At 43.2% G+C, this 25,205-nt stretch carries 21 protein-coding genes and 1 pseudogene; 6 read left to right on the top strand and 16 right to left on the bottom strand.

Going from position 1 to position 25,205, the window contains the following annotated elements; all coding sequences use genetic code 11:
• Positions 1–47: 47 nt before the first annotated feature.
• Positions 48–1,685 carry an electron transfer flavoprotein-ubiquinone oxidoreductase gene (locus tag R7Z78_RS08905; RefSeq protein WP_005373299.1) on the bottom strand — a complete coding sequence of 546 codons (1,638 nt, stop codon included), beginning with the start codon at positions 1,683–1,685 and terminating at the stop codon, positions 48–50.
• Between the two features lie 155 nt (positions 1,686–1,840).
• Between R7Z78_RS08905 and R7Z78_RS08900 the strand changes: the two genes are divergently transcribed.
• The 3 genes from R7Z78_RS08900 (at position 1,841) to R7Z78_RS08890 (ending at position 5,634) form a co-directional block, all read left to right on the top strand.
• Complete coding sequence (locus R7Z78_RS08900) at positions 1,841–2,593, top strand: electron transfer flavoprotein subunit beta/FixA family protein (RefSeq protein ID WP_005373300.1); 753 nt, start codon at positions 1,841–1,843, stop codon at positions 2,591–2,593.
• Positions 2,590–3,516, top strand: coding sequence for an electron transfer flavoprotein subunit alpha/FixB family protein (locus R7Z78_RS08895; RefSeq protein WP_005373301.1), 927 nt, complete (start codon positions 2,590–2,592; stop codon positions 3,514–3,516). The genes R7Z78_RS08900 and R7Z78_RS08895 overlap by 4 nt, the downstream gene beginning before the upstream one ends.
• Positions 3,517–3,603: 87 nt before the next feature.
• Entirely contained in the window at positions 3,604–5,634 is a 2,031-nt protein-coding gene (locus R7Z78_RS08890) for an acetoacetate--CoA ligase (protein WP_169644421.1), read from the top strand.
• 178 nt (positions 5,635–5,812) lie between these two features.
• Here R7Z78_RS08890 and R7Z78_RS08885 read toward each other — a convergent pair whose 3' ends face one another.
• Complete coding sequence (locus R7Z78_RS08885; RefSeq protein WP_017633701.1) at positions 5,813–7,363, bottom strand: alpha-glucoside-specific PTS transporter subunit IIBC; 1,551 nt, start codon at positions 7,361–7,363, stop codon at positions 5,813–5,815.
• Positions 7,364–7,418: 55 nt separating this feature from the next.
• Positions 7,419–8,747 (bottom strand): 6-phospho-alpha-glucosidase, encoded by a 1,329-nt coding sequence (locus R7Z78_RS08880; RefSeq protein WP_005373308.1) that lies wholly within the window; start codon positions 8,745–8,747, stop codon positions 7,419–7,421.
• Positions 8,748–8,927: 180 nt separating this feature from the next.
• On the opposite strand from R7Z78_RS08880, the gene R7Z78_RS08875 reads away from it, so the two are divergent.
• Positions 8,928–9,635 (top strand): GntR family transcriptional regulator, encoded by a 708-nt coding sequence (locus R7Z78_RS08875; RefSeq protein ID WP_104976187.1) that lies wholly within the window; start codon positions 8,928–8,930, stop codon positions 9,633–9,635.
• Between the two features lie 19 nt (positions 9,636–9,654).
• On the opposite strand, the gene mnhG is transcribed toward R7Z78_RS08875, so the two are convergent.
• The 9 genes from mnhG to R7Z78_RS08830 form a co-directional block, all read right to left on the bottom strand.
• Positions 9,655–9,948 (bottom strand): monovalent cation/H(+) antiporter subunit G, encoded by a 294-nt coding sequence (mnhG, locus tag R7Z78_RS08870; protein WP_005373314.1) that lies wholly within the window; start codon positions 9,946–9,948, stop codon positions 9,655–9,657.
• On the bottom strand, positions 9,948–10,226 hold the full coding sequence (locus tag R7Z78_RS08865) for a cation:proton antiporter (protein ID WP_005373317.1): 279 nt from the start codon (positions 10,224–10,226) through the stop codon (positions 9,948–9,950). Before R7Z78_RS08865 ends, mnhG begins: the two co-directional genes overlap by 1 nt.
• Positions 10,219–10,695, bottom strand: coding sequence for a Na+/H+ antiporter subunit E (locus R7Z78_RS08860; RefSeq protein WP_104976188.1), 477 nt, complete (start codon positions 10,693–10,695; stop codon positions 10,219–10,221). The genes R7Z78_RS08865 and R7Z78_RS08860 overlap by 8 nt, the downstream gene beginning before the upstream one ends.
• Positions 10,692–12,188, bottom strand: coding sequence for a Na+/H+ antiporter subunit D (locus R7Z78_RS08855; protein ID WP_104976189.1), 1,497 nt, complete (start codon positions 12,186–12,188; stop codon positions 10,692–10,694). The genes R7Z78_RS08860 and R7Z78_RS08855 overlap by 4 nt, the downstream gene beginning before the upstream one ends.
• Complete coding sequence (locus tag R7Z78_RS08850) at positions 12,185–12,538, bottom strand: Na+/H+ antiporter subunit C (protein ID WP_017633704.1); 354 nt, start codon at positions 12,536–12,538, stop codon at positions 12,185–12,187. Before R7Z78_RS08850 ends, R7Z78_RS08855 begins: the two co-directional genes overlap by 4 nt.
• The gene (gene mbhE, locus R7Z78_RS08845) at positions 12,538–15,207 is read right to left on the bottom strand and encodes a hydrogen gas-evolving membrane-bound hydrogenase subunit E (RefSeq protein WP_104976190.1); all 2,670 of its coding nucleotides are present in this window, start codon (positions 15,205–15,207) and stop codon (positions 12,538–12,540) included. Before mbhE ends, R7Z78_RS08850 begins: the two co-directional genes overlap by 1 nt.
• Positions 15,208–15,371: 164 nt before the next feature.
• Positions 15,372–15,563 carry a hypothetical protein gene (locus tag R7Z78_RS08840; protein WP_005373328.1) on the bottom strand — a complete coding sequence of 64 codons (192 nt, stop codon included), beginning with the start codon at positions 15,561–15,563 and terminating at the stop codon, positions 15,372–15,374.
• 109 nt (positions 15,564–15,672) lie between these two features.
• On the bottom strand, positions 15,673–16,608 hold the full coding sequence (locus tag R7Z78_RS08835; RefSeq protein ID WP_005373330.1) for a universal stress protein: 936 nt from the start codon (positions 16,606–16,608) through the stop codon (positions 15,673–15,675).
• A gap of 393 nt (positions 16,609–17,001) precedes the next feature.
• Positions 17,002–17,721: an SDR family oxidoreductase gene (locus tag R7Z78_RS08830; protein ID WP_053307575.1), complete on the bottom strand. Its 720-nt coding sequence runs from the start codon at positions 17,719–17,721 to the stop codon at positions 17,002–17,004.
• A gap of 135 nt (positions 17,722–17,856) precedes the next feature.
• On the opposite strand from R7Z78_RS08830, the gene R7Z78_RS08825 reads away from it, so the two are divergent.
• Positions 17,857–18,765 carry a LysR family transcriptional regulator gene (locus R7Z78_RS08825; RefSeq protein ID WP_053349221.1) on the top strand — a complete coding sequence of 303 codons (909 nt, stop codon included), beginning with the start codon at positions 17,857–17,859 and terminating at the stop codon, positions 18,763–18,765.
• A 90-nt stretch (positions 18,766–18,855) separates the two neighbouring features.
• Here R7Z78_RS08825 and R7Z78_RS08820 read toward each other — a convergent pair whose 3' ends face one another.
• Positions 18,856–19,629 carry an AraC family transcriptional regulator gene (locus R7Z78_RS08820; protein ID WP_104976191.1) on the bottom strand — a complete coding sequence of 258 codons (774 nt, stop codon included), beginning with the start codon at positions 19,627–19,629 and terminating at the stop codon, positions 18,856–18,858.
• Positions 19,630–19,728: 99 nt separating this feature from the next.
• On the opposite strand from R7Z78_RS08820, the gene R7Z78_RS08815 reads away from it, so the two are divergent.
• Positions 19,729–20,865, top strand: coding sequence for a multidrug effflux MFS transporter (locus tag R7Z78_RS08815; protein ID WP_104976192.1), 1,137 nt, complete (start codon positions 19,729–19,731; stop codon positions 20,863–20,865).
• Positions 20,866–21,069: 204 nt separating this feature from the next.
• Here the strand turns inward: R7Z78_RS08815 and R7Z78_RS08810 are convergent, their stop codons facing one another.
• From R7Z78_RS08810 to R7Z78_RS25025, 3 genes and pseudogenes are all read right to left on the bottom strand, one after another.
• Positions 21,070–21,555, bottom strand: coding sequence for a hypothetical protein (locus R7Z78_RS08810; protein WP_224721231.1), 486 nt, complete (start codon positions 21,553–21,555; stop codon positions 21,070–21,072).
• Positions 21,552–23,729, bottom strand: coding sequence for a hypothetical protein (locus tag R7Z78_RS08805; protein WP_104976193.1), 2,178 nt, complete (start codon positions 23,727–23,729; stop codon positions 21,552–21,554). Before R7Z78_RS08805 ends, R7Z78_RS08810 begins: the two co-directional genes overlap by 4 nt.
• Positions 23,730–24,751: 1,022 nt before the next feature.
• Positions 24,752–25,199, bottom strand: a pseudogene (locus R7Z78_RS25025) (DUF4150 domain-containing protein); the annotation flags it as partial.
• Between the last annotated feature and the right edge of the window lie 6 nt (positions 25,200–25,205).

Here is a 25,205-nt window from a genome sequence, read left to right as displayed (position 1 = left end):
GCAAACTTTAAGTAAATAAATTGTTAATAAAAATTATTCTCAAACGCTTACATATTTGGATAGTTCGGACCACCACCACCTTCTGGCGGAGTCCAGGTAATATTTTGACTTGGATCTTTGATGTCGCAGGTCTTACAGTGGATACAGTTGGCCGCATTTATTTGCAGCTCTGGCTGCTGCTCCCCCTGTACGATTTCATACACGCCAGCCGGACAATAGCGCTGTGCTGGCTCTGCATATAATTCAAGGTTCTGCTCAATAGGGATCCGCTGGTTCTCCAGTCGTAAGTGGCATGGTTGATCTTCCTCATGGAAGATATTGGATAGATAAACAGAAGAGAGGCGATCGAAACTTAACACGCCATCAGGCTTCGGATAGACAATTTCATTGCTGCTTTCCGCCAATAACAGAGACTGATGATCAGGCTTATCACAGCGGATATGCCACTTAGCTTTGCCTTTTAATACGTTATGTTCCAGCAGCGCTAAACCACCGCCCAGCCACGATCCAAAGCGGTGAATGCCACTTGAGAAGTTACGTGCTTGATAAAGCTCTTCATACAGCCAAGACTGTTTGAAATGCTTTTGATAATCAGCAGTAACTGACTGACTCTCAAGGGCTTCACATACTGCTTCAGCGGCAAGCATGCCAGATTTTATTGCCGTGTGTGTGCCTTTGATTTTAGCGCCGTTAAGTGTTCCTGCATCGCATCCAATTAATAAACCACCAGCAAATTGCTGAGTGGGAAGCGAATGAAAGCCACCCTTGGTGATCGCCCTTGCGCCATAGCTAATACGCTTCCCATTTTTGAGGTATTGCTCAATCAACGGGTGGTGTTTAAAACGTTGAAACTCATCAAATGGACTCAAGTGCGGATTCTTATAATTCAAGTCAACAATCAACCCGACGGCAACTTGGTTTCCCTCTAAATGGTAGAGATAACTGCCACCTGTAGCTTCATTTGATAGCGGCCAACCTAATCCGTGCACTACTAAACCTTGCTGATGCTGCTCTGATGGGATTTCCCACAGCTCTTTAAAACCGATAGCGTAATGTTGAGGCGTTTTCTCTTCAGCAAGATTAAATCGGTTAATCAACTGCTTACCAATATGCCCCCGTGCGCCTTCAGCAAATAAAGTAAACTTCGCTCGCAGTTCAATACCAGGTTCGAAATTTCCTTTTTGTTCACCATTTTTGTCTAACCCCATATCGCCCGTGATCACGCCACAAACACGACTATCTTCATCGATGATCGCTTGACTGGCGGTAAAACCTGGGTAGATCTCCACCCCCAAGTTCTCAGCCTGCAACGCCATCCATCGGCATAGACTGCCCAAACTTATGATGTAATTACCTTTGTTATGTAACGTATTAGGCACCGCCCAAGAAGGCAGTTCATGACCATTGATGTCATTGCCTAGATAGTAGGTTTTATCTTGGTTTACTTTGGTATTGAGCGGAGCGCCTTTCTCTTGCCAGTCGGGAAAAAGCTCATCCAAACTTCGCGTTTCAAACACCGCACCCGATAAAATATGCGCTCCAACTTCAGAGCCTTTTTCTACCACGCAAACAGAGAGGTCTTGTTCTTTTTCTGCTGCTAATTGTTTGATTCGGCATGCCGCAGACAAGCCTGCGGGACCTGCGCCTACAATCAGAACATCAAATTCCATGCAGTCTCTTTCCATGATTGCATTCCTTTTTCTTTGCATGTTGCCAACTTGTTAATCAACAATATATTTAAAGTTGACGCAAACGTAAAGGTAAATTAACATCATTTTAAAGACGTCATCACATCGTCTTCACTGTAAACACATAGTCTTCACTGTAAAAGGAATCTAACGTGAAAATACTAGTGCCAATCAAAAGGGTCATTGATCCCTACGTTAAAGTTCGCGTGAAAGCGGACCATAGCGATGTTGAAACCAATAACGTCAAGATGACGATTAATCCATTTTGCGAAATAGCCGTTGAAGAAGCCGTACGACTAAAGGAGCAAGGTATTGCAGATGAAGTCATCGTTGTCAGTGCCGGCGGTAGCCAGTGTCAGGAGCAACTACGTACTGCGCTTGCGTTAGGTGCCGATCGCGCTATTCATATCGATACTGAAGACAAAATAGAGCCATTGGTCGTCGCTAAGCTGCTCAAAGCTCTGGTTGAGCAAGAACAAGCACAGCTTGTGATTACGGGTAAACAATCCATTGATACGGACAACAACCAAGTGGCTCAGATGCTGGCCGCCCTACTTGACTGGCCTCAAGCAACTTTCGCTTCCGACGTGAAGATAGAAGATCAAAAAGTTCAGGTCGTGAGAGAAGTGGACGGCGGCTTGATGACGGTCGCGATGAACTTACCTGCGGTGATCAGTACTGACTTACGCCTGAATGAACCGCGTTTTGCCTCTTTGCCTAATATCATGAAAGCTAAGCGCAAGCCGTTAGATACCATCACACCTGACAGTCTGGGTGTTGAAGTGGTATTTAGCCAAACCATTCAAGAAATCACACCGCCAGCGCAAAGAAAAGGTGGCATCAAGGTTGAATCTGTCTCAGAGCTTCTCGATAAGCTGCGTAACGAAGCGAAGGTGATTTCATGAAGAACTTAATCATAGCAGAGCATGACAATAACCAATTGCATGCTGACACACTCAAAGTGGTTAATGCAGCAAAACAAGTCAGCCAAGACAATGTTTTGATCGTAGTGGGCCACCAGTGTGAAGAAGTCGCTCAACAAGCTTGTCGCGTTGATGGTATATCAAACGTAATTTGTGTCGATGATGAGCAACTTAAGCATCAATTTGCCGAGAGTATCGCACCTATTGTAGTGAGTGTTGCTGAAGGTTTTGACGCAATCTGGGCTAGCTCATCATCAAAAGGGAAAGATCTTGCACCGCGAGTAGCAGCGAAGTTCGGCGTTGGGCAAATTTCCGATATTGTCCAAGTTATCGATGAAAACACTTTTATCCGCCCTATTTACGCAGGAAACGCATTTGCCAAAGTGACCACCAGCGACAAGGTTCGCGTCATCACCGTGCGCGCGTCTGCGTTTGAGCCGGTTACTTGTCACAACCAAGCTGATATTAAGCATCAGCAGGTCACTATCTCAGCTCCAATGGTTGAATTGGTTTCTGTCGATAAAACCGTGTCAGAACGTCCTGAATTAAGCGCGGCAGAGGTGGTTGTGTCAGGTGGACGCGGGGTCGGTAGCAAAGAGAACTTCGCGTTGATCGAACAAGTTGCCGATAAACTAGGTGCTGCCATTGGCGCTTCTCGCGCGGCAGTTGATGCCGGGTTTGTTGCCAACGACTTACAAGTGGGTCAAACCGGTAAAATCGTTGCACCTAAGCTTTATATAGCGGTTGGGATTTCCGGTGCCATCCAGCATCTTGCAGGAATGAAGGAATCCAAAGTGATTGTCGCGATCAACAAAGATCCAGAATCTCCTATCTTTGAAGTTGCCGACTATGGATTGGTTGGTGATTTATTTGAGGTACTACCTCAGCTTGCCGAACAACTTTAAACGATCAGATAAGGGGCGAACACCGCTATGTTCGCCCCTTTATTTTGTTTTTGGTCATATTCAAAAGAATTGAAATTAGAGGGACCTATGCCAAATTCTGCACCTATTTGGTCACCATCTGCTGAGCGCGTCAGCAATAGCAACTTATTACGGTTCATCGAAAAGGTTAATAAAGACAAAGCCGAAGGTACCGTAATCAACAATTACACGTCTCTACACCAGTGGTCCATTGAGCACAATGATGAATTTTGGCGACATACTTGGCAGTTTTGCAACGTAATCGGAGATATAGGTTCGCAAATCAAGAGCCTTGGCAGTCCCAAATGGACACAAACAGGTTCTAATCATCACCATGTAAATAGAGACACAGTATGGTTTGCTGACGCCACGCTGAACTACGCAGAGAACCTCCTATCTCAGGCTGAGCAATCACCAGAGCGTGAGTTTATTGTTTTTAGCAATGAAAGCGGTGAACACCGACAACTCACCGGTAAACAGTTGCTTGAACAAGTTTCTGCCATTCAACAATGGCTACTCAATTGTGGTGTCGGTAAAGGCGATGTCGTTGCGGGTTATTTGCCCTACCTTCCTGAAACCGTTATAGCCATGTTGGCTACTACAAGCCTTGGCGCTATTTGGACTTCAACCTCTCCTGATTTTGGTATCGATAGCGTCGTAGAGCGTTTTGGTCAGGTTAAGCCGAAAGTTCTTTTTTGCTGTGATGGCTACCAGTTCGGAGGCAAAGCTTTCGATATGACGGACAAGAACACCACTCTTAGTAGTAAGTTAAGCAGTGCCTCCGAAGAGACTACTATTAGCGTATGCCAAATCGAATATTTACAAAACGCTAAGAGAGCTACCACTTCTGACTTTGTCTCTTGGTCCGATATTACTCACCACTTTTCTCCACAATCAATTCAATATCAACCAATGCTGTTTAATGACCCGTTATTCATTTTGTATTCTTCTGGTACAACAGGTCAACCTAAGTGTATTGTCCATTCCGCAGGCGGTACCTTGCTCAATCACCTCAAAGAACATCAACTGCATTGCGACATCAAATCGCAAGACAAGGTTTTCTACTACACAACATGTGGTTGGATGATGTGGAACTGGCATGTTTCCGCTCTTGCGAGTGGAGCAACCTTAGTGATTTACGACGGTAGTCCGGTTTATCCTGATCACTCCGTCTTATGGCGATTAGCAGAAGAACATAACGTGTCGCTGTTTGGTACTTCAGCGAAATACTTAGAAGCACTGGAACAGGCAAACTGCTCTCCAAAACTAGAACATAACCTGAAGTCACTCAAAACTCTTTGCTCAACTGGTTCGGTGCTTTACCCAGAACAATTTAGTTATGTCTATCAGCACATCAAGCAGGACTTGCATCTCGCTTCTATCGCTGGCGGCACGGATATTTGCGGATGCTTTGTACTGGGAAACCCTATCTCACCAGTTTACAAAGGTGAATGCCAAGGCGCAGGGCTGGGAATCGACGCACGTGCTCTAGAGGATGATGGACATACTATTACGCAAAAACGCGGCGAACTGACTTGTAATAACTCGCTACCTAACTTCCCTATTGGCTTCTGGCACGACAACGGCGAACTTTATCACAACGCTTATTGGAGCAAGTTTACCGATATCTGGCACCATGGCGACGATGTGATGCAAACCGAACATGGCGGCTTTATTTTTTATGGCCGTAGTGACGCAACCTTAAATCCAGGCGGCGTACGCATCGGTACCGCTGAAATCTATCAGAAAGTGAACGCGTTACCCGAGGTTGAAGACTCCATCGCTGTCGGCAAGTTAAACCAGCAGTCTGAAGAAATCTGGTTACTAGTAAAACTCGCTCACAACGTCGAGTTAACCCAACAACTCACCGATTCAATTCGCCAAACATTGAAAACAAAATGTTCACCGCGCCATGTCCCACGACAAATTTTTGCTATCAGTGATATTCCTAAAACGCGCTCAGGCAAATTGGTTGAGCTAGCAGTGAAACAATTGGTAAACGGACAAGCTGTAAAAAACATTGGTGCTATTGCTAACCCAGAAGTGCTGGAAGAAATTAAAACGCTTTTCAACATAGAAAGTGACGCCACTGTCACTTAGAGACTCAACAAGTCTTCCAACAATACAGACGGGTATAACCTAACTGTATTTTTAGCTCGCTCAATAACTCCTCCCCACTTTCGTGGAAACTGCGCGAAATATGCTTCATGTACACAAAAAAGGTGAGATAATTCTATCTCACCTTTGAGCCATATGAGCTGGAGCATTAGTTTGGGGGTTAAGCTTTTATCAGTTGGCTCATATCTTCGCGAACTTGTGGCACCGTTAAACCAACGATGATTTGAAGGCTCTCTTGATTTCTAACAATATTCACCGCTCCGTGCTGTGTGAAAAATGCGTTCTCCTTTACAAGAGAGACATCTTTAACTTTAACACGCAAACGCGTCGCGCAATTAGTTAACAATTCAATGTTTTCTTTTCCACCCAGACCTTCAATAAAGGCACTAGCTTGTGACGGACTTGCGCTACTGTTATGGACCGCTTTCGCTTCTTTGTAGTCAGCTTTGGAATACAACTTACTATCTGCACCTTCACGTCCCGGAGTAAGTATGTTGTATTTTAAAATAAGCGCGCGAAACGTAACAAAGTAAACACCAGTAAACATGAGACCAATAATAATCTGAATCACGTATGTTCCTGCATGGTTACCAGCCAAAGGCAACCAGTTTTGGAAAATGAAGTCTATCAAGCCAGTCTGAAAGTTACCGGAAACACCAAACATAAAGGCGATCGTTGCCATTGTCGCAGATAACAACGCATGCAAAGCAAACAGCGCAGGTGCGATAAATAAGAATGTAAACTCTATTGGTTCGGTTATCCCTGTAAGAATTGCTGTGATTGCGGCTCCGAGCACTAACCCCATCACCATCTTTTTATTTTCTTTTTTCGCAACTGAATAGAGTGCTAGTGCGATACCCGTACAACCAAACACTTTACCCATTCCCGTCAACATCAAACCACCCTGAGGAAATTGTGTCGTTAAACTTTCCGAGCTCTGGGCGAATGTCTGTATATTTTGAATCCAATAGGCAACCGTTCCGCCATCGACTGCAACTGGCCCATAAAAAACGGGACCATATACGAAATGATGCAACCCCGTTGGTATCATGATTCGCTCTAAAAACGTAAATAGCCATACCCCTAACGATCCAGCAGAAACCAAAAATGATTGCAGATTGTTAATACCATGCTGAATACTTGGCCAAGTCAAACAAGTTAGAATTGCCATCACGACCATAATGGGGAAACTAATGATCACAACCAATGGCGTTCCGCCAAATACAGCCGCCCAATCCGGTAGCTTTTTATCAAAGAATCGGTTGTGAACCCAAACAGAGAGACTTGCAATTAAAATGGCACCTAGTAAGTTGGTATCAAGCGTTAGAATGCCACCAACTTCAGTCAAACCTCGCTCACCTTCCGTATAGTTCACGCCCAGTTCTGGTCCCCAAAATTGAAGGATTCCACCAATAACGTAGTTAAACGTAATGTAGGAAACGAGTGTTGCAAGTACAGCGCGACCAGATGCTTTTTTAGCTAAAGCGATAGGTAACCCAACGGCAAAAATAAGTGCCATATTTTTAAATACAGCGAGAGATGCCTGTAAAATGATCGTCGAGACTTTAACCCAAGCACTCCCCTCTAGTGCCCAAGGAAACACTTCTTGATTTAACAGCACAACAGAGAAACCCAATAACATGCCCGCTGCTGGAAATAATAGAACGGGAACAAACATCGCGGCTCCGAACCTTTGAATAATGTCTTTCATATAAACCTCTTGTTTCATTCACGGAGCCTACAAGTAGGCCCCGAACGTCCAGTTGTTATTGAAAAAATTGAGGAAGGTAGGCTTTATTTTCTTCTAGTAATTGTTTTGTTATTTCTTTAGCTTTTGGCACATTAACCACGGTACGGTTAAGTGTGAGTGCATTAATCAGCTTTTGCTGACTTCCTTCGTACCAAGCATCCACAACTAATTTCTCGTAACCAAGTTGGCTCTCAATCATGGCTTTTTGGAAGGTTGGGATTTTTCCTACAGTAAAAGCTTTCGGTCCATCACTAGTTAGCGCAGCTGGAACTTCTACCATGGCGTCATTTTGTAAATTTGTAATAGCACCATTATTCGGTACGATGACGAGATACACATCGCTCAAGTTGTAGGCAAGCGAAGCCGCAACTCTCACCATGTATCGACCATGGATATCGGCATGCAGTGTTTCGTGCTTCGTGGTGCCCGCTTCAATTATTCTTGCGTTCAATTCGAACACTCGTTTCTCACGGCCGTTAATTACCTGCCTTGCGCGGGTATTGTTGATATCCTCTTTCGCCACCATTTTTTCAGGGTACAAATAGTACTGAAGATACGTATTCGGCAAAAACTCTGGATTATCAGCAAGCATTGTTCTCATGTTTTTGAATGTGGCTTGCCACGATGGGTCATCCGCTATTTCCGCATCAACCGCACTGATCCCTTCTTTTAGGATGATATTTTTAATTTTGTCCGTTAAGTCTTCACCCTGTTTGTTACGAATTTTGGTAAACCAGCCATAGTGATTAAGCCCAAAATATTCAGGAACGAAGTCCCAAATTTCACATCCTAACAATTGCGCATAGCTGACCATAATCGCTGCTGGCATATCACAGATATTTAGAATTCGCTTATCATGCGGAAATTCACGATTTAAAGCTTCAGCGACAATTGCCGCCGGGTTGGTGTAATTAAGAATCCACGCATCTGGACACGTTTGTCGGATCTCGTTCACTAGCTGGATCATGTCGCCGATAGAGCGAAGTCCATATGCCATTCCTCCCGCGCCACATGTCTCTTGCCCAACACAAGAGTTGGATAGCGGGATTTGTTCATCGCGCTCGCGCATGGCCAACCCACCAGTGCGGATCTGGATAAAGAAAAAGTCCGAATCTGCGAATGCGACAGATTTATCCGTTGTATAAACAAACTCTTCAACTTCTGGATAGTGTTCTCGCAATAGAATTTCAGTAGCTAATGCATTCGATTCTTGGCGTTTCTCATCTATGTCGTAAAACACGACTTTTGCGAGTGGAAAGTTATCTTTTTCGGCAATAAGGCTGTTCATCATACCAAGTGTGTATGTACTGCCAGCACCAACAATCGTTAATTTTTGACGTTTCATTTCGCTACCTCAAATGTTTATCCTGAAAATGTATAAAATAAGTATTAATACTTTTATGATACATTTAAAGTGTAAGCACAAAGATACGAGATAAAAATCACACAAAGATCCTAAGGAAAAGTATTAACTACATCTCAGATCACATTCTTGCTATCATGATCCAAGACTTAGCGAGGTATTATGAAACCCAAATACATAGACATTGCGGAACGATTAGAAAAAAAGATCAAAGATGGGGAACTACAACCTAAATCGATGCTTCCAAAAGAGAGTAATTTGCAAGAAGAGTTTTCCGTAAGCCGCGTAACCATCAGAAAAAGCTTACAAATTCTGGTCGACAATAATTTAATTAGTCGGACAAGAGGTAGTGGAACTTATGTAAACGATCTAAAAGCCCAACATGATGCCTTACATTTGCTGGGTTTTATCGAGGAAGTCAGTAAACAGGGGAAAACGCCTAGCTCTCAAGTCATAAAGTTCGAACTTAAAAAACCGAATGAACAGGTTGCTAAGCAGTTAAATCTCTCGCCCAATGATGATACATATGAAATACATAGACTCAGATGTATTAATGATGAGCCTGAAATTTACGAAGTCACTCATATGCCAGCAGTGTTATTTCCAGACTTGAGCATAGCCATAATGAATGGTTCTAAATATGAGTACATTGAAAATAGCAAAGGATTGAAAATTGCGAAAAGCAGTCAGTCTGTCAAACCGTATTTGTTAGATGCAGAGACGGCCTCATACCTGAATGAATCAGAAGCTTCCCCTATTCTAAAAGTTGAGTCCACTGGTTACCTAGAAGATGGTCGTGCATTTGAATATACCGTCAATTACTTCCGACTTCATCAATACAGCTTCGAGTTTATTTCAACTAGGACGTAGTACTATTCGACGCTAATGGTTAATCATTGCGCCAAATCTTATATCCGACCTCTCGCATTGCTCTGCCGAGCAGGTGGGAGGCGACTGGCGCAGTGAGAACGATAAACAACATCGTACCGATAACCCGAGAGATCACGGTAACTTCAGGGAGTGAGAAAGCGACCGCTAATAACAAGCAGCTCACTCCGACAGTTCCAGCTTTGGTCGCTGCATGCATTCGGGTATACAAATCAGGAAGCCTCAGGACACCTAGACTTGCAACCAAGGTCAACAATGTTCCTAAGCATAAAAATAGTCCAATCAACACGTCCATTATTCTTTCTCCTTTCTTTTAACGATCAAACGTGCAAATGCGATCGTGCCGAGAAATGCGACCAAACCTAATGTAATGGCGATGTCTAACAGAGCGTCCTCACCGCTGTCTAAGGTGTAAACCGTAATAAATCCGATAGTGATAAATGAAATCAGATCTAACGCCACAACTCGATCAGCTAGCGTTGGTCCTAGAATTAAACGAGCAAAAGCCATAACAAAGCTGAGTAGTAGCCCAGAATAGGCAAAAGTGACCGTTATTTGCAGCCAACTATCCACGCGTCACCTCCAAAATTCGATGCTCTAACCCATCTTTAATTCCGCGAATAACCTCTTCATGTTCAGGTGCAAACATGGCATGAACGATAAGATACTTTTTATCAGCCGTAACATCCAAACTAAGCGTGCCCGGTGTTAAAGAAACCATGTTCGCCAGTAATGTGATTTCTAGATCAGAATCGACCTCCAGAGGGACATAAACGATATCAGGCTGACTCAAATGAGTAGGTGTCACAACGTCCCACACCACTTTCGCAACCGATATAACCATTTCATAAGCGAAGTACATCAATAACTTCAATGCAGATGCAAAACGTTGAAAATAGCTCGTTTTCAATCCAAATGGTTGACTCAACCTTAAAGCAAAAAAACCGACCGTAAATCCGACAACAAAATTCAGACTCGAATAGCTGCCGTTAAGCATCATCCACGCTAACGCTAAGAAAAAATTGAGGAATAGATAGATCATGCATTTCCTCCTAACACCACTCTGATGTATTCAGTCGGATTTAACAGTTGTTCTGCAGCTTGAACGGAAAATTGATAAAAAGGCTCCGCCACTAAGCCAATGATTAGCGTCAACGTTGTCAATACAATAATTGGAACGCAGTACAACCAATGTACTTTGGCCTGCAGAGTCTGTTCTGGCTTCTCTCTAAATGGCTTTTTCCAAAATGCCTCACTCCAAATTTTCGTCATCGAGTAGACAGTAAGCAACCCCACCAATAACGCGGTACCTGCTAACCAGTAATACTCAGCCTGTATGCTCGACTTGATGACCAATAGCTTTCCCCAGAAACCCGATAGCGGTGGGAAACCGGCCAGAGAAAACGCAGGGACAAGAAACAAGAACGCTAACCAAGGCATAGCTCTGTATACCCCACCCAAATGTTCAAGTTGACTAGAGCCATATTTGCGCTCGATGAATCCACCTATTAAGAACAAATTCGCTTTTACAATGATGTGATGAACAATGTAGAAAATGGCACCGGCTAAAGCTAAGGGAGTGTAAATAGCCAACCCCATGATCATATAACCTATTTGGCTAATAATATGAAAAGAAAGAATTTTCTTAATGTCGAATTGGCTAGCCGCTCCTAAAACGCCCGTTAACATGGTTAGCCCTGCGACCCAAATTAACGTCGGTTGCCAACCACTCTCGGCGAGCGGAAATACCAAGGTAAAGACTCTTATCAACGCGTATACACCGACTTTAGTAAGCAACGCGGCAAACAGTGCCACCACACCGCTTGGTAACGTGTGATAAGAAGCTGGCAACCAAGCAAATAAAGGAAAGAGTGCCGCTTTAATAGAAAAGGCAAACAAAAATAGCGCGGACAGCATCATGTTGATGCTCAATTCATTTTCCCCTACTTTGGTGTAGAGATCGGCCAAGTTCAAGGTGCCCGTTGCGCCATACAATAAACCGATAGCAAGCAAAAATACCAGCGTCGAAATCAGGTTCAACATCACGTACTTTACTGCACCATCAACTTGAGTTTTCGTTGCATCTAACACCATTAAACCAAATGATGAAATGAGCATGACCTCAAACCAAACATACAGATTAAAAATATCTCCAGTCAGGAAAGCACCATAAACGCCAGCAAGCAACACGTGCATTAACGCATGGTAATTGCTATAGGAGGGCTTTCGGTGAAGGTCCGCCATCGCGTAGAAAACACATATCGCACCAATCACCGCCGTTATCATCACCATAGCAACGCTGAGGTAATCTGCGACAAACACGATACCAAATGGCGCACTCCACTGACCAAAAGCAACGGCTTGAATACCATTACTTATGATGTTTTCTGTGAGAAAGCCCGCAACGAAAAGGTTCGAAATCGCACTTACACCGCTCAACCACTCAACACTTTTTGTTGAGCGACGGACGAAGAAGATAGTCAACGCCGTACTCAGCGAGAGAACAACCGGTAACGTAAGCAAAATCGAACTCATTGACCCTCCTCAGAACGTTGCATTTCATCGACGTTTGCAGTTCCAGTGTCTTTATAAGCTCGATAGAACAGCATTAAAGCAAAAATAAGTAGTCCAAAACCGATGACTATCGCAGTTAAGATAAGCGCTTGAGGTAAAGGATTTGCCGCGCTATCTGGTGGTAAAAGAGCATTATCGCCAATCAATGGCGGTTCTCCGGGCGTCAGCCTCCCAGCGGTAAAAATAGCAAGGTTAACCGCACTACTGAGTAACATGATGCCGAACAAAAGGCGCAAGATATGCTTTTCAAGCATTAAATAAACACCTGCTGCGACAAATACTCCAACGACAACACTCCAGACTATTTCCATCACTCTAGCTCCTCATTAATACGAAGCAGCATACCCATCACGCCACCTATAACGGCAAGGTAAACACCAACATCAAAAACCAATGGCGTCCCTAGTGGTATCACGTCTTTCCACCACAGTCCGGTCAAAAACGGTTTATCAAACGCAAAGCTCAAAGCACCAGAAACTAAGCTCAATGCGATGCCAGATAACGCAATGAGAAACGGTTTGAAATACAACCTAGAACGAACGTATTTCGGTGATTCCGCGAACATGAGAAGTGATAAACCAATAACGGCAATCAACGCACCAATAAAGCCACCACCCGGTTCGTTATGACCACGTAACAACAGATACACTGAAAATACGAGCATGAGTGCCGAAACGATGTGTGCCGTGGTTGCAAAAATTAATGATTGGATACGATTTTGCTTTTTCGCTCTTGTCTTAAGCAAACTCACTGCCGCAATCCCAGCAATAACAACGACGACAACTTCTCCCAATGTATCAAATGCGCGAAAGTCGACCAGAATAACGTTAACAATGTTTCGCCCATGTCCACCCGGGACACTGTTTTCTGCAAAGAAATCTGACACCGAAGAGTCCATCGGCTGAGACGTGATTCCTAACAAAAGTAAAGTAACCGAAACACCTATCACACCTGCTATGCAAATATTCGCTACTTTACGTTTTATTGAATGCTTGGGCACGGTGGTTAGACGTGGCATATGACGCATTAACAATGCAAGAAAGACCACCATTAATGTTTCCACTAACAGTAAAGTCTTCGCAACGTCCGGGGCGCTATAAATCATAAAAACAAGCGTAGTCATGAAGCCAATCATACCAAGCGCAGAAATCGCAAGAAGTCTTGCGTGGGACAACGTACATACGAGCGCAGCACCAATCAACAATAAGGCAATACCAATCTCATAGAAAGTGACACTTGAAAGTTCGCCAACCAAAGGCAGAGGAATAAGCGCTACCTGACTCAGTAACGCAACGGCAAGTACCGTGAAAAATAATAGGACATAGCGACTCAATTTCTTTTGCTGTAACCGCGCCGTTTGCCACTTCGCCACTGTCATCATGCCATCTAATAGTCGTTCAAAAATATTCTCCGCTTTGGGGACGAATAGATGTAACCGCTGAAAAAATGCAGACACAGTAGGATAAACACGGTACACCACATACCCCAACGCTAGCGTAATAACGCTTAACACTAACGGTACATTCACGCCATGCCATAATGATGTCGCTTTAAGAGCTACTGTGGGCAGAATGTCAGCAGAGCCCGGAAAAATAATATTGCGATCTAACCAATTTAAACCGAATAACGGGACTAGGAGACTGCCAAGAGCCAGGAGCAAAGGCGAGATCCACATGGCTTTTTTTGTCTCAACTGGCTTAGTTTCAATCGGCACGACATCACGGCGAGCAAAGAATGGTCTCGCAATAAGCATAATGGTTAGCGCGACCATCAGTATATTCACGATTAATAGTACAAAGGCGATCCAGTTATTGAGCTCTACTGCGGACTTGTACATGTATTCTTTGCTCAAAAAGCCTAACAACGGCGGGAACCCCGCTTTAGACAATGCAGCTAAACTCCCCGCAACCATGCTGATGACGAGAACTGACTTCAGACCGTACAATTGATCAATATCTCGTGTTCCTGTCGCTTTGTCGATATTACCCACCACCATAAACAGCGCAGCTTTATAGAAAGAGTGAGCGAGAATAAACATCAATACTGCACTAACGGCCAAATCTGTGCCCATACCTAGTAATAATGTTAATTTACCCAAAGCAACATTCGTGCTGTAGGCTAGCATCAGCTTCAAGTCAGTTTGTTTTAATGCGACAAATGTGCACCAAATGGCCGTGATACTCCCAGTGATGACTAAAGCATAAAACCAGATCTCGCTGTGGGCATAAACTGGCGATAAACGTGCTAATAGGTAAATGCCTGCCTTTACCATTGTTGCCGAGTGTAAATACGCACTGACCGGAGTGGGAGCTGCCATCGCGTTAGGTAGCCAAAAATGAAACGGGAATTGCGCAGATTTAGTAAATGCACCGAGTAGTATGAGCACTAGAGATGGGATAAACCATTCATGCTGCGCAATAGTGTCTGCCTGCTCGATAATGGTATTTAGCTCATAACTCCCTGCCATTGCTCCCAGCAAGATAAGACCAGCTAGCAACGCTAGCCCACCAGCACCGGTAACAATCAGCGACTGCAAGGCGTTTTTCCGAGACGTTTTATTTTCGTGATTAAACCCGATCAGTAAGTAAGAAGTGATGGTGGTGAGTTCCCAGAAAACAAATAACAACAGAATGTTATCGCTCATCACAATCCCTAGCATGGCAAGCATGAATAGGGTTAGATACAAATGAAAGGAAAACCGGCTATCACTTTCTCGTAAATAAGCCAACGCGTAGATTTGAATCAGTGCGCCAATCCCACTGATCAGTCCCGCAAAAAGAAATGAAAGACCATCTAATCTAAAGCTAAGGTTGATATCGAGGCTTGGTATCCATTCCGCATTCCAGCTCACGCCTGCAGGAGTATAGATATAGAAGAGAAAAGAGAAGATTAAAACTGGCAGCGCAGGGAAAATCAGTAAGACCAACTGATTATCTAGGTTTTTCGGCAGGTTTTCTTTACCCGTTATGTTATTCAACATCGCAGCCCATTCGTTATTATAAGAAGGTACGCGCTATTCGGCGCAAATGACAAACTCCACTGTATTGTTTTAGCCCAAGCGCTTCAAAAACGATCATGAAACCAAGGGAAAAGTAGCAAACAGTAATCACTGAGTGCTACTTAGAGGAACGCCGATACAAACCGCTATTTGCTGTCTGCTACGGCATAAGAACGTAGGTCACTACTTACGTGTTCTTGGCTGAATGTATATGGATTATCGTCATCAGCTAACTCGAATGCATCGTAGGTGCAGTCACCGATATCATTTCTCGGACAAACATAAACATTCGAACGTTCTATCATTTCTGTGTGGCATTTCGGGCATAGGTTTTTCATGTCACTCTCCTCTGATAACTTATTGATACATTGATAATTCCATGTTCTAGAGATCCATCTCCCTCCTTTACCTAAAACATCACTTAAACCCAACTTTGTTACACCCCAATTACTGAATCGGTGAGACAAAACCATCGGGCTTAAGAGCGACCAAACTACAGTTAATCGATTGCAAAATATTTTCAGCCGTATTACCAATGACATAACCAGATATACCAGTCCTCGCTAAGGTACCCATGACCAACACGTCTACCTCAATACTTTCTACGTAATCTGGAATCTTTTCGTCGGGTTTTCCATGAAGGTGGTGAATCACAATTTCACCTGTAATCCCAGACTCCTCCAACAGCTGTTGCAGAGCTTGTTTATGATCGGCTTTTGCCTTATCGAGTTCATGTTTCAACTCAGCATCATCGACTTGAATCCAAGCGTTACCATTAAGGTAGTTTTCTAAGTAATACTCCCAGCAAGAAATCACGTGTAAACGACTATCGCAGGTGTCGGCTATCGAACGCGATAATTCGAGTAAGCGCACGGCTAATGAGTGCTGTTCATCGCTTGCCGTTAATGGGTCGATAGCCACAGCAACACGGCGTTTATCTCTTGGCTTATCAATTGGTCGGTGCAACCAAAGCGGACAAGGGCATTTTCGTAACAGAGTCATATCAATAGCTTTGAAACCCTCAGCACCTTCACCGAGCGGTTCAGCTTCTTTGATGATGAGATCTTTGTTATCAGCTAATGCTTCTTGAATAATACAGACAGCGGGCTTTTCACTGCTTTTCACAGTAAGAGGAAATGCGAGATCCTCTTCAGAGAGTCCCAGCTTCTGTCTATATTCGTGAATACTTTGTTTGAGGGAGTCTTGCAGCGATTGCTCATAACTTTGCTGATACTGGATCATGTCTGTTGGGAAATCAGGACACGCTATTAGCCCTGAGACAGGCACTTTGTTGCTAGATGCAATCCTCATCGCTTGTTCGAGGGCGTCACTATGGCCTGGCAATCCTTGTGTTGCAAAAAGTATGTTTGCGAATCGTTTCATACACACCTCCTTGTTTGGTTAAATATTAACCACCCACAAAGTATAATACCTAACGGATAATTGTAACGGCTTGTGACGTTGATGAAATCAATTCTCATTAAGAGACGGATATTGCTTCATTTTGTTTTACGTCACACTCTCCTTTCTTCACAACTATCGCCTTCGACCTAAATAAATTCCGCTACCTAAAGTTGAGACCAAATAAAAACCCAAATTACTCAAAGTTTTTTCTCACCTTGAGTAACTTGGGTATAAGCAATAACACACTTAGTGTCCGGATTTAAATGGATGACCTAAATTTTCACGCAACTTAGTTTAAAGATGCCATCTCAATCACGAATCGATATGCAAAGTTTTACGGCTTTAGTGACCTAAAATCGCCGTAACTCAATGTTAAGGTTGTTGTTTTGTCGGTGCCAAAGCAATTTCACGAACACATACACCTTGCGGTTGCTGATAAGCAAACAGCACTGCGCGTGCGATGTCATCTGCGGCCAACACACCGCCCATATCCACCTTCCAGGCGTCATAACCATCTTTAATATCTTGAGACGTTGTATGTGAAAGTAATTCCGTTTCCACTGCACCAGGTGCAATCGTGGTAACGCGAACATTCGATGACGCAACTTCTTCACGTACGTTTTCAGAAATAGCATGAACCGCAAATTTGGTACCGCAATAAGCAGCATGATCAGGGAATGTTTTCTTGCCCGCAATAGAGCTGATGTTAATGATCGTACCACTGTTACGTGCTTTCATAGGTGCTAGGACGGACTGCATGCCATTGAGCAAGCCAATTACGTTCACATCAAACATGCGCTTCCACTCCGATGCTTCCTGAGTATCTATCTGACCGAGAAGCATAACGCCTGCGTTATTTACAAGTGCATCTACCGGACCATACAACGCTTCAGCTTTCTCTATTGCAGCCTCGAAAGAAGCTTTGTCGGTCACATCTACCTTTTCACAAAGCGTATTTGGTAAGTTTAATGCTTCCAAACGTTCTACACGTCTTGCTAACAAAAGAAGAGCATGGCCCTGGTCACTGAAGTGACGTGCAATCGCTTCACCAATGCCTGAACTAGCGCCTGTAATAACAATTAACTTTTTCATTTTGAATCCTTAATCGAACGGTTTACATCAGTGGCGGTAAGTTTAAGAAAACTTTGTTTGTTGATATATACCGACCTAGTTGAAACACTGTTGTTATACTGCAACAATACTTTTTTGAATTATGAAGAAGTCATCATGCAAACACACATCAACCTTGCGGATATTCGCTCTTTCGTCCTAATCGCTCAACTAGGAAACTTCACGAAAGCAGCAGAGCAACTTGGCGTTTCTCGCTCACACGTTTCACGTCAAATAACAAATCTGGAGCAACAGATTGGTGTCACTTTGCTACAAAGGACCACTCGAACACTGAACCTCACCGAAGCAGGCAAGGTTCTGTATAAACAGTGTGAAACTGCCCTTCACAATATTGATCAAGCTGTTATGGCAGTGGTTGATGATGTAGAAGACTTAAGAGGTGACATTCGTATCAACTGTGTGGGGGGCTATTTAGGAGAAGACGTTGTCGCAGATATCGTTGCTCAATTTCTAATCCAACACCCACAAGTGAGCATTAACTTAGATTTTAGTAGCCATCGTGTCGATTTAATCGCGGATGAATTCGATATCGCTTTTCGAATGGGAAAGTTAGACGACTCCAACTTTATCGCTCGCAAACTGATCGATGTGGAAATGGGGACATACGCAAGCCCAAACTATTTAGAAACATATGGCTATCCTTCGCATCCAAAGGACTTAGAAAAACACGTTTGTTTGACAGGTAGTGTGACACGGTGGGCATTTGAGAACACGAATACAAAGCAGTCAACGGAACACCAGATACGTGGACAGTTACGATGTAAGAGCGGCAGAGTAATGATAAAAGCAGCCTTGGCGGGAAATGGCATCATCCGTGTGCCAACACTTTATTGCCAACAAGAACTCCAGACAGGCAAGCTAAAAGAAGTGTTTACCGACTGGAGCATTCCGAGTGTGGAATTTTCACTCCTTTATCATCACGACCGACATCAACCAAAACGCATCCGAGCCTTTGTTGATTTTACCACGCAATACTTTCGCAAACTGCAGAGTAAAGACAAGTAACCTGCACGTTGGTACCTGTCTATGTATGTTTTATAGGCTGAGCCTGCGAACCTGGGGTTTGTTCTAGAAAGAGTGTGAGCATTTTGACGCTTAAGGCTTGGTTTTCATAAACGTCAGAGGTGTTTGTCCAGTTTGCTTTTTGAAAAATGCAATAAAAGCACTGTCTGACGAAAACTCCAGCCAATCGGCAACTGCGCTGACTGGCATTCCCGTTGATAACAATTCAACTGCTTTTAAAAGCCTCCACTGTTGCCGCCAATCTTGATAATTCATGCCCGTTTCCGACTTAAATAATCGTGTTACCGTCTTGGTGCTTGCCCCAACTTTGCTTGCAAGAGTAGTAAGCGAAGGAGCCAGAAATGAAGGTTCAACCAACTCTCGACGAAACGTTGTTAAGCGCCGATGCGATGGCAAAGGCAACTGAAACGAATAACGTTTCGCAGCATAAAACTCCTCCCAAAAAAGCGCCGTCGTATTTACCATCTCGCTGCTAGGCTTATCCCACTCCCAAAATGACATTTTATCAATAAGAGCTTGGAGTAAATTATTCACTTCTATCATCGTGATCTTACTCGGACAGGCAAACTCCTCACAATCAAAATACAAAGATCGATACGCCACCACATTCGTCAGTAGTGCGCGATGCGGCGTATTAGGTGGGATCCAAACCGCCTTTGTCGGTGGCAAAATACAAATCGAGTCTTCCAGAGCAAAACTCATACAACCTTGAGGTGCGTACAATAACTGCCCTTTCTTGTGCATATGTATACCTGACTCGTGCTTGCCAATATCCGCAGCAATTCCCACTACACAATTAGAAATTTTGTCTGCATCAAATTGTGTTTTTTCGTTAATAAGCGCCATTTTGTCCGAATGTTGATGTATTTGGTTTTTATGTTGTTATTAGATCAATCATAGCCTCATTTATACTGCCCGCCAACTTCATTAACGATGGGTAACAATATGAATACTAAGCCCTCCTTATGGCTCATGCTGGTTATGTTGATGTTTCCGCAAATTGTAGAAACTATTTATAGCCCAGCGCTGAGCTCAATCGCTCTTTCATTTGATGTAAACCACGCACAAGCAGCCCAAACATTGTCGATTTACTTCCTAGCTTTTGCCATTGGCGTTGTAGTTTGGGGAGTTCTCGCAGATAAACTGGGAAGAAGGCCCACCATGCTTATTGGGCTCTTTATCTATGGTTGCGCATCTTTACTCGCAACTCAAACCGAAAGCTTTGCTGTTGTCATGACCGCGCGAGCCCTAAGCGCATTTGGTATCGCGGTAGGATCCGTTGTCACACAGACCATGCTTCGTGACGCGTTTGACGGTCAAGAACTGAGTAAAGTCTTTAGCTTAATGGGGATGGGTATATCAATCAGCCCGGTAGTTGGCATGCTATTAGGCGGGCAGCTTACAGCGCTTGGTGGATACCGTTATGTGTTTTTTGCCTTGTTTTTAATCGCGTTAGTATTGCTCTCTTTTAACGTTATTAAGCTTCCTGAAACACAGAAGGAACAGACACCAGTACGGTTGCATCAACTTAGCTGGAAAATGGTAAGAGACGCGCGAATTTGGCGCTCAGGATTACTGGTTGCTTTGTATAACATTGCTCTATTTTCTTATTACCAGCTTGGCGCATTTACTTTCTCAGCACTTGGGTATAACTCCGAACAATTTGGATACAGTGGCATGGTACTGGGGTTAGGCACTCTGCTTGGAAGTTATTTAAACAAATCCCTAGTGTCCAAAAATGTTCGAAAAAGCCAGCTACTTTGGTTCTCAGCAATATTGATTAGCGTTGGATCAGTCGGTGTGTTGATTCTGAACCAATCAATCTGGTTTGTTGCTCCAATGGTGTTAGTCGTCATGTCTTATGGGATTGCGATACCCAACATACTCAGTGATGCACTCGTTAATTATAAACAACAGGTTGGCAGCGCAGGCGCTTTATTTGGGCTCATGTACTACATCATGATCGGGACGGGATTAGCGATGGCTGGAACAGCACAAAACTTAGGTGTCGTTCTATTAGCATGTAGCTGTTTAGCGATTTTATTAGCGTTTTCTAAAAGGCAAGTTCATACCAACTTGTGACCAGATACTACGCATTGCTTGCCTAATCTTCCGAAGATTGGTCTACATCTTTTCTAACGGTTAACTAAAACGTAAATAAAAAGCGCCTGTCGGCGCTTTTTATCTGAACATTTCTTATCCAAACATCTCGAGTAAATTTTCTAGAAAAGCTAACTCTTTATTACAATGAATTTTATTTAGGCTCTCACTGGAATCTATTGCTATTTAACCCCAAGCTTCAAACTCATTGGGCTTTACGTGCTTTATTTTTAATCTAACGTTAGGATCCAGAGCTGTTTCAGTCCCCATTTCACAGAAGTATTCAACAGCATCTTCGTCTTCAATCATGTCAACGGAGTTCTCAACGACACTCAACCGTCCACCACCTCTAGTCAATGAAAAGTACGCATTCTTGTTTTCATTTACTTCAAATTTCAAAGGAATGAATTCAGGCTCTTCAAGAGAAATATCTATCCATTTATAGTTATCTAAACTCTTCCCTTGTCGTGGGGTATAAACTCTTTTCAACCCATTTTCGTCAACTACAAAGTACATCGAATTCTCGGCTTGATTAAAGCAAGCTTTCAAACTGCCACCTTTATTTTCTAAATCACATGCGAATACGACAGATTCTTGATCACAGCCTTCGCTTGCGTGAGCGCTTGTAAAATATGGCAGCAGTACCACTAGTATTAAATTAAGTAATCTCATTCAAAAGTCTCCAGCTTCAAAAGTCTTTGTAAATTTTCAAACCGCTTAATATAGCTATCAGTATTCTTATTTACGATGGCTGTGATAGCCTGAGAATCGGAGTATTCAACACCGTTATCAGCCAATTTATAAAGATTATTAGTTACCCAAAAAAACGCTGCGGAGCGAACGGCATACTTGGCTTCAAATAAGAGATCTGGATTATCTAAAAAAGATACGTTTATATCTTCACTCCACTCTCGCTTATTTTTCGAGTGCCATTTATCAAAGGTTGCATAGTTGTTTTTACCAGTTAGTTGTTTTAGTCCTCTACCTCTGAATTTCCAACCGTCATTTACTTTATCATTACCCATACGACCACCATATGCTATGTTAGCAACTCTGATAAAGTCAGCTTTGGTTAAAGTACTACCATCGCGCTTCGTGTTCTTACCTGGCACACTTTCATCATAAGAAAGCTCTTTAGCGGATACCTTGTCACGTGCAAAATTTCTAAACGTTAATACTAATCCTCTAAAACTATATCTAAATAGTTCCTCCGTTGATAGGTTAGAACCAGTTTCTTGCATTATTTGTGCAAAGAAATGAGCACGTCTTAAAGGCGTATCAAGTTTGTAAAACTCCACATGGGCATTTAATTCATTCACAACCCCCCGCAAGAACTCAATCTTAGAGTTTTTAACCCTAGGGTATACCTCTTGTAGCATTGCTAGAGTAAACTTAAAGCCACCTTGAGTTTGAGGAACAAAAGGCCAATAATGCCAAAGGCTCTTATCATCGCTTAGTTGCAAATCACCATGTAAATCTTGCATCCATGAGAACTTATCTGCTCTTTCCAGTTCGAATTGTGAGAAAAGATCAAAGCTATCCATCACTTGATCGCGCCATGGGGAGTTACGGTAGTCTTCTTCAGTCACAAAACCAGCGGAGCACTTAATATCTAGAGCTTCCTTCGCAGTCTGATGGATTGATTCATAAAGACTTTGTGACGACGCTGTATGCCAATCTGTAGGATGTTTCACAATAAATCGCTCAAAGTGTTTACGCTTACCGTCTAAGTATACTTTGGCATCGCGAGCAGTGAACGAGGAGAAGTCCGTTACTTGATCTTCTGTCACAGATTCAAGTAATTGCTGAATAAACGAATTACTCATATCAACGGCACCGCTACTATCGGCCCCATCGAGAACAACAAGTGGATTTTCTTCCGCATTTTTGGGAGAAATCTGTTTTTTGAAAAATTCGGGCGGCTCCTCAAAAGAGAACATCTCGATATGCACACGATTATCTTCTTTCTTAGTTCCAATTGCATCGTTACTGTACTCATGCAGTCCCATGTAACCGATATCTTCCCCAGCTGAAACCTTTATCCCCTCTCTAAATAGGAGTGGGAGTAAAGAAACCACACTACCGTCCCTAATCATTGCCGCCTTGTCCGACATCCATTTAGGTTCTGAAACTGGTTCTGATAGGACAGCAGAGGAATCTTCTAAAATGTCAAAGTCACTATTGAGACCCGAAGCAAACCAAACAATCTTGTTTAACAGTGCTTTTTCGCTACCACTTGCCGATTTACCATTCTCTACCACACGGCACTTTATCATTTTGTAGGTATTTTTGTCGATCTGGTATGGATGGGTCTCCTTCTCTTCTGCATACAGGTATTCAAGTAATGTTCCTTTAGACATCGACTGTTTTTTTTCACCAGAATTAGTAGGCACATCACTATGTTTGAAAGTGCGTACATTTCTCGCTTCTTGTAAACGGTAACGCGTGGTTATAGATGAATTGGCGCCAATATCTGAAGGTGGCGCAAGGTGCATATAAAGTGTATAGAACTTAAATACATCTTCATTATCTTCGGGGTTTACAGCCTCATGCTCGATAAGCACAAAGTTATTACTATACTTAAACTCTTGCTCTTGGTACGTTGATGTTAGGTAATCAGGATTTATGCGAAATGCCACTATTTTTCCATCAAGCATCGCTTGAATAGGTCTGAGCCCTTTCCCCCACGGTAACATTTTTGATGTTAAGTGAATGCCACTATGCCAACCGTACCCTTGTCCTATTAAATAACGACCGCTCTTAGCTTGATCAAACAATTTCGTAAAATCACTGAGCGTGTAGTAAGCGTCACCTTCTCGTTGCGCTATCGGAAAAACTGCATCCATGATTTAAATGTCCTAGTCAGAAAAGTTATCGTCAAAAGTGACAAATGATGGGCGGTTCAAGTTGTTTGACTTCGTGTACACCACCGCATTAACCCTACCTAAATTAGTAGCAAAGCTAGATTGGCTCGCTATGTTAACGGTACTCCCAAGGGCCATTGCCGATATAGAAATTAGGGTGTCATTTTTGGTTTCGAAAATTTGGCTAATGACGTCAGGAAGTGCTTGTTTGAAGTGGTTAAGTGCTTTTTTATAACCGTTTATACCCTCTTCAACAGAACTCAACGATCTTGCAGAAGCTTGGCTTTGTATGAAATCTAAACGACCGATGATTTCACTGTTTAGCTCATCGATGTATGAACAGATTTGATTGTTTATCAACGTCCATAAAACAAACTGCAAATACTTCACAGTATTCCCAGTCCCTAAAAAGCGAAGCTTCGCTAATAATTCATAGGGAGGCTCAAACACATCAGCTTGATATAAGACTCTCAATATATCGCCATTTTCGTGCACTTGCTCCAAGAGCAGTTCAACTAAAGGTTCATATTTCTCTAGCGCAGTAGTATCAGTTTGGATGTGATAAAGTGCCGAAACATAAGCATCAGAAAAATCTTTAGAGTGATTTTGACTAATCGCATAAGGAGACGATATACGGCTTTGCTCTAACACAATATCTTTAAAGTCATCATCACTGAAGGATGGGGACATCAATATGCCCCAGTCATTAGCAACCCCAACACGATCTTCCCAAAATGGCGAGCGGCGACCTGCGACAAACGTACAAAAATCATTCGGATCAGGGTAAGTTTCCGTAACAATATTTTCAGCTAAAGATTGGTTCGGGGTGTAAGAGTCTTGAGTTTCGCTGAGCACTAACCTGCATTCTTTTAGAGCGAGACCATTAACAGATGCTTTTCCGCTAGAATCCAGCACTCCACTCCCAATGACAGCACCTGAAGGTTCGACTAAAGAAAATTGTGCATTAGAGTAAGGGAGCCCATTTGGATATTTGCATTCTATATCCAGCGTATACGTCCCTTCCTGCTCTTCACTCACAGAAACCGATGGGTTTTGTACGCCGCCAAGACACACAGTGTTGGCTTTGTTCATGGTCATTTGATCGGACAGGCGACATACGCCCTTACCTTCAAATTTAACCGTTGGTGAGGCTGAAATGAATTTTGCTTCAGCTTCTATCGTGCCAGAGGAAACGCCTTTTCTGTCACCGCCCGCATCGCCGGTACTTTTTGAGAACGTACTGCCCTTGATAGCGACACTGTTACCGCCATCCATAGAGACTGTCGTAGTCCCACCAGCAAGGTCTACTGATTTAGCATTGTTGCCATAAGGGATAGGAACGACTGGCTTGCCGACCTTAGTTAAACAAACATCTGGGAGCGTTGCATTCGCTTCACCACCTGAGCCTTTATGAACTACCGAAAGTCCATTCGCACCAACTGTTACGCCCATAACCAA

This window comes from Vibrio sp. 1167, assembly GCF_033340375.1.
In the GTDB taxonomy this organism is placed as follows: Bacteria; Pseudomonadota; Gammaproteobacteria; order Enterobacterales; family Vibrionaceae; genus Vibrio; species Vibrio alginolyticus.
This window is presented reverse-complemented; position numbering and strand designations above follow the sequence as displayed.

Excerpts from the sequence above, each read along its gene's own strand:
- R7Z78_RS08875 (WP_104976187.1), top strand. The coding sequence starts at position 8,928 with ATGAAACCCAAATACATAGACATTGCGGAACGATTAGAAAAAAAGATC.
- R7Z78_RS08880 (WP_005373308.1), bottom strand. The coding sequence starts at position 8,747 with ATGAAACGTCAAAAATTAACGATTGTTGGTGCTGGCAGTACATACACA.
- R7Z78_RS08850 (WP_017633704.1), bottom strand. The coding sequence starts at position 12,538 with ATGGAAATAGTCTGGAGTGTTGTCGTTGGAGTATTTGTCGCAGCAGGT.
- R7Z78_RS08815 (WP_104976192.1), top strand. The coding sequence starts at position 19,729 with ATGAATACTAAGCCCTCCTTATGGCTCATGCTGGTTATGTTGATGTTT.
- R7Z78_RS08810 (WP_224721231.1), bottom strand. The coding sequence starts at position 21,555 with ATGAGATTACTTAATTTAATACTAGTGGTACTGCTGCCATATTTTACA.
- R7Z78_RS08820 (WP_104976191.1), bottom strand. The coding sequence starts at position 19,629 with ATGGCGCTTATTAACGAAAAAACACAATTTGATGCAGACAAAATTTCT.
- R7Z78_RS08825 (WP_053349221.1), top strand. The coding sequence starts at position 17,857 with ATGCAAACACACATCAACCTTGCGGATATTCGCTCTTTCGTCCTAATC.
- mbhE (WP_104976190.1), bottom strand. The coding sequence starts at position 15,207 with ATGTTGAATAACATAACGGGTAAAGAAAACCTGCCGAAAAACCTAGAT.
- R7Z78_RS08885 (WP_017633701.1), bottom strand. The coding sequence starts at position 7,363 with ATGAAAGACATTATTCAAAGGTTCGGAGCCGCGATGTTTGTTCCCGTT.
- R7Z78_RS08840 (WP_005373328.1), bottom strand. The coding sequence starts at position 15,563 with ATGAAAAACCTATGCCCGAAATGCCACACAGAAATGATAGAACGTTCG.
- R7Z78_RS08830 (WP_053307575.1), bottom strand. The coding sequence starts at position 17,721 with ATGAAAAAGTTAATTGTTATTACAGGCGCTAGTTCAGGCATTGGTGAA.
- R7Z78_RS08805 (WP_104976193.1), bottom strand. The coding sequence starts at position 23,729 with ATGGATGCAGTTTTTCCGATAGCGCAACGAGAAGGTGACGCTTACTAC.
- R7Z78_RS08890 (WP_169644421.1), top strand. The coding sequence starts at position 3,604 with ATGCCAAATTCTGCACCTATTTGGTCACCATCTGCTGAGCGCGTCAGC.
- R7Z78_RS08835 (WP_005373330.1), bottom strand. The coding sequence starts at position 16,608 with ATGAAACGATTCGCAAACATACTTTTTGCAACACAAGGATTGCCAGGC.
- R7Z78_RS08855 (WP_104976189.1), bottom strand. The coding sequence starts at position 12,188 with ATGAGTTCGATTTTGCTTACGTTACCGGTTGTTCTCTCGCTGAGTACG.
- R7Z78_RS08905 (WP_005373299.1), bottom strand. The coding sequence starts at position 1,685 with ATGGAAAGAGACTGCATGGAATTTGATGTTCTGATTGTAGGCGCAGGT.
- mnhG (WP_005373314.1), bottom strand. The coding sequence starts at position 9,948 with ATGGACGTGTTGATTGGACTATTTTTATGCTTAGGAACATTGTTGACC.
- R7Z78_RS08895 (WP_005373301.1), top strand. The coding sequence starts at position 2,590 with ATGAAGAACTTAATCATAGCAGAGCATGACAATAACCAATTGCATGCT.
- R7Z78_RS08860 (WP_104976188.1), bottom strand. The coding sequence starts at position 10,695 with ATGATCTATCTATTCCTCAATTTTTTCTTAGCGTTAGCGTGGATGATG.